The organism is Capnocytophaga gingivalis ATCC 33624 (assembly GCF_000174755.1).
GTDB classification, from domain to species: domain Bacteria; phylum Bacteroidota; class Bacteroidia; order Flavobacteriales; family Flavobacteriaceae; genus Capnocytophaga; species Capnocytophaga gingivalis.
Genome location: NZ_ACLQ01000033.1, coordinates 1 through 3,159 on the forward strand (window position 1 = coordinate 1; position 3,159 = coordinate 3,159).

At 47.2% G+C, this 3,159-nt stretch carries 4 protein-coding genes; all 4 read left to right on the forward strand.

Annotation, left to right across the window (positions count from 1 at the left end; translation table 11 throughout):
- Positions 1-1,012 (forward strand): TraG/VirB4 family ATPase (locus CAPGI0001_RS10950; protein ID WP_002670142.1); only part of this gene is annotated, 1,012 nt, incomplete at its 5' end.
- A 10-nt stretch (positions 1,013-1,022) separates the two neighbouring features.
- Positions 1,023-1,742 (forward strand): TrbJ/VirB5 family protein, encoded by a 720-nt coding sequence (locus CAPGI0001_RS10955; protein ID WP_040360329.1) that lies wholly within the window; start codon positions 1,023-1,025, stop codon positions 1,740-1,742.
- Positions 1,743-1,757: 15 nt separating this feature from the next.
- Positions 1,758-1,985: an EexN family lipoprotein gene (locus CAPGI0001_RS10960; protein WP_211205503.1), complete on the forward strand. Its 228-nt coding sequence runs from the start codon at positions 1,758-1,760 to the stop codon at positions 1,983-1,985.
- A gap of 14 nt (positions 1,986-1,999) precedes the next feature.
- The gene (locus CAPGI0001_RS10965) at positions 2,000-3,061 is read left to right on the forward strand and encodes a TrbL/VirB6 family protein (RefSeq protein WP_002670139.1); all 1,062 of its coding nucleotides are present in this window, start codon (positions 2,000-2,002) and stop codon (positions 3,059-3,061) included.
- The last annotated feature ends 98 nt before the right edge of the window (positions 3,062-3,159 follow it).

Sequence of the window (3,159 nt, forward strand, 5' to 3'; positions counted from 1 at the left end):
TTATTTTGATAAAGACCGTGGCGCTGAAATGAATGTTTTGGCGTTAGGCGGGCGTTATTACCGGTTGATTGCCGGTGAGCCTACCGGCTTTAACCCGTTTATGCTGCCCGCGACTAAGCGTAACGTGACCTTCGTTAAGCAGTTGATGGGATTGTTGTGTACCCGCAATGGGTCAACTCTAACGCCCCGTGACGAGCAACGATTAAGCATGGCTGTGGATCGGGTAATGTATGTGCTCAAGCCTGAAAATCGTATTTATGGCGTCACGCGTTTGCTTGAAAACCTCTCTGAACCTGCCAGCAATGAGGCGCAGGAAAACGGTTTGCATATCCGGCTGGCAAAGTGGGCGCAGGGTGGAGACTACGGCTGGGTCTTTGATAATGAGTCGGACAATTTCCATATTGGAGATTGTGATAATTTTGGCATCGATGGAACGGAGTTCCTGGATAACAAAGATATTTGTGCCCCATTATCGTTCTATCTTCTGTATCGGGTAACGAGCCTGCTGGATGGCCGAAGACTCGTTATCTTTATGGATGAGTTCTGGAAGTGGCTTAATGATCCAGTTTTCGCGGATTTTGCTTATAACAAGCTAAAAACTATCCGAAAGCTGAACGGCTGTATTATCCCTCTTACACAGTCACCGGCTGAAATTATCACTAACCCGATAGCGCCAGCCGTAGTAGAGCAGTGCGCTACACAAATCTTTTCCGCTAACCCCAATGCGACAAAAGAACATTATGTTGATGGTTTGAAAGTGCCGCTTGAAGTGTTTGAGGTGATAAAAAGCATCGACCCTTCGCGCCGTCAGTATGTGGTCATTAAAAACCAGTTTCGCCGTGGAGACCTAAAGCGCTTTTCTGCCCTGGTCACGCTGGATTTATCCGGCTTGGGTGGTTATATCAAAGTGCTTTCAGGAAGCGCGGATAATCTGGAAATTTTTGACTCTATCTATCGCCCTGGAATGCAGCCTTCTGATTGGCTGGATAAATTCCTGGATAAAGCACTCTGAGGCATCAATCATGAAGCTAAAAAAATTTATGGCGACTGCGATCGCTACAGGTTTACTGTGCTCGTCACTCCAGGTTAACGCTACCGGCGTGCCTGTCGTTGATGTGGTGGGTAACACTCAGGAGCTGCAACACTGGCTGGTCAAAGTTAAGCAATGGGCTGAAACAGTAAAACATTATCAGTCAGAGATTCAGGCGTATAAAGATCAGCTTGCCGCGCAAACAGGTCTTCGTGATGTTATGGGCCTGGTCAATCAGGGTAACAGCCTTAAAAACGACCTGCTCAACCTTCAAAAGCAGGGAATAAGCCTTAGCGAGCTGTTGGTATCTGACAACGCGCCTTCCGGGGCGCTAAACAGCCTTTATGACAAATATAAAGCGTTTGATGTCTGCAATGAGAAACAGGCTGTTGGCTACTCATATGTTTGTAAACAGGAAACTGTTAATAAAGCCTATGCTATCGAACAGACTACGGAGGTTCAGGGAAAAATAAGTGAAACTCTTAACGATATATCCACGCTTTCTAATCGTGTCGCTACTGCGAAAGATTCCAAAGAATCTATGGATTTAGCAAACTCTATTCAGTTAAAAACTGTTCGGTTAAACACGCTAACCACACAATGGGAAATGAATGTGAAAGCATCGGAACAGCGCGATAAACTGCTTGCTCAAAAACGCGAAAAAGCGCGAAACGAACAGCAGCTTAATGCGCCTGTAGTCCAGTTCAATTAGATAAAGGAATGAATCATGAAACATATCAAAACCGCTGTTTTAGCCGTGTCTGTGTGTGTGCTTTTGGCCGGATGCAAAGAAGACGCTAAATCAGTTGATTGGTATAAGCAGCATCAGAGCGAACTGGCGAAGGTTTACCAGGACTGTAAAGCATCAGGTGATGATTCGGACAACTGCAAGAATGCCAAAGAAGCACACTTTGATATTCAGCAGAAGGACGCGCCTGTAACGCAGTTTCACTAACGAGGGGCGTTCCTATGGCTGGAACTATGGAGTATTTCGATCAACAAGCTATGGATGGGCTGAAAGAAGTAACCAGCGGCCAGATGATGCAATATTCATCCTGGATGATGGGCCTGGCTGGTAGCGCAGTTGCTGTTTACATCCTGGTCAAAGGTTATCAGGCAATGGCCGGAAAGCTGCAAACTCCGACGGTAGATTTGATATGGGATATGGCGCGGCTGGCTGTCGTATTCTCCTTTGTTGCCAATGTTAACGGCTATTTAGATGCAACCATTAACGCCATTGATGGGCTGAAAGAAGGATTTTCAGGGGGGGATAATATCTGGCAGCAAATGGATACGCTCTGGGCTAAGGCTCAAACGGTCGCAAAAACCCTGCATGACCTTGATGATTCGGCAGTGGTTAAAGATGAAGGAATGACGGCGCAGTTTTATGTTTGGGCAGGAATCTTGGTCGTTATGTGTACCTGCGCGTTTGTTTCCCTTATTGCAGAAGTTACCATCTTACTTCTGTCGATTACCGCACCAATCTTTATTTTCTGCCTTGCCTGGGGCGTTTTCCGTCAGATGTTCAATAACTGGCTGCAAAGCATTATCGCAGCGGTGTTAACGATTATGTTTGCTGCACTTTCACTACGAATTGTTGTAAGGATCATGGATGCGATTTTGACACAGGCAACGTCCAGCGCTCCGAATGCCAATATTGTTACTCTCGGTGCGCAGGTTTGTCTGTCTGCGATATTGGGCGCATTACTCATCTGGATATCAGCCAAAATCGCGGGCGGGCTGGCTGGCGCTAGTACCGCCGCCACCATGCAGGGCATGGCATCACTTGGCCTAGCTGCGGCAGGTTTTGGCTTGGCTAAACAAGCCGCAGGAGCAAGTAAAAACACTGCAAATCTTAAAAAGGGCTGGGATGCCGCCCATGACGGTAAAAAGAAGGCTCCTAAAGGAGGGGAAACAGGTTATAAAGCCGCTCAGGTACGCATGGCCGCTATTAAACAGATGCAACAGAGGCAAGAACAACGCTCCGCAATGGCCGCTGCTGCTCAAGCTCGCGCCCGCTTCAAAGCCTAAACTCTCCCTGTAGGGTGGTATGCGCCACCCTGATTGCTATATCTCGCGTTATACCTAATTCCACTTTTCAGAGGCAAACAACATGAAACGCTTAACTG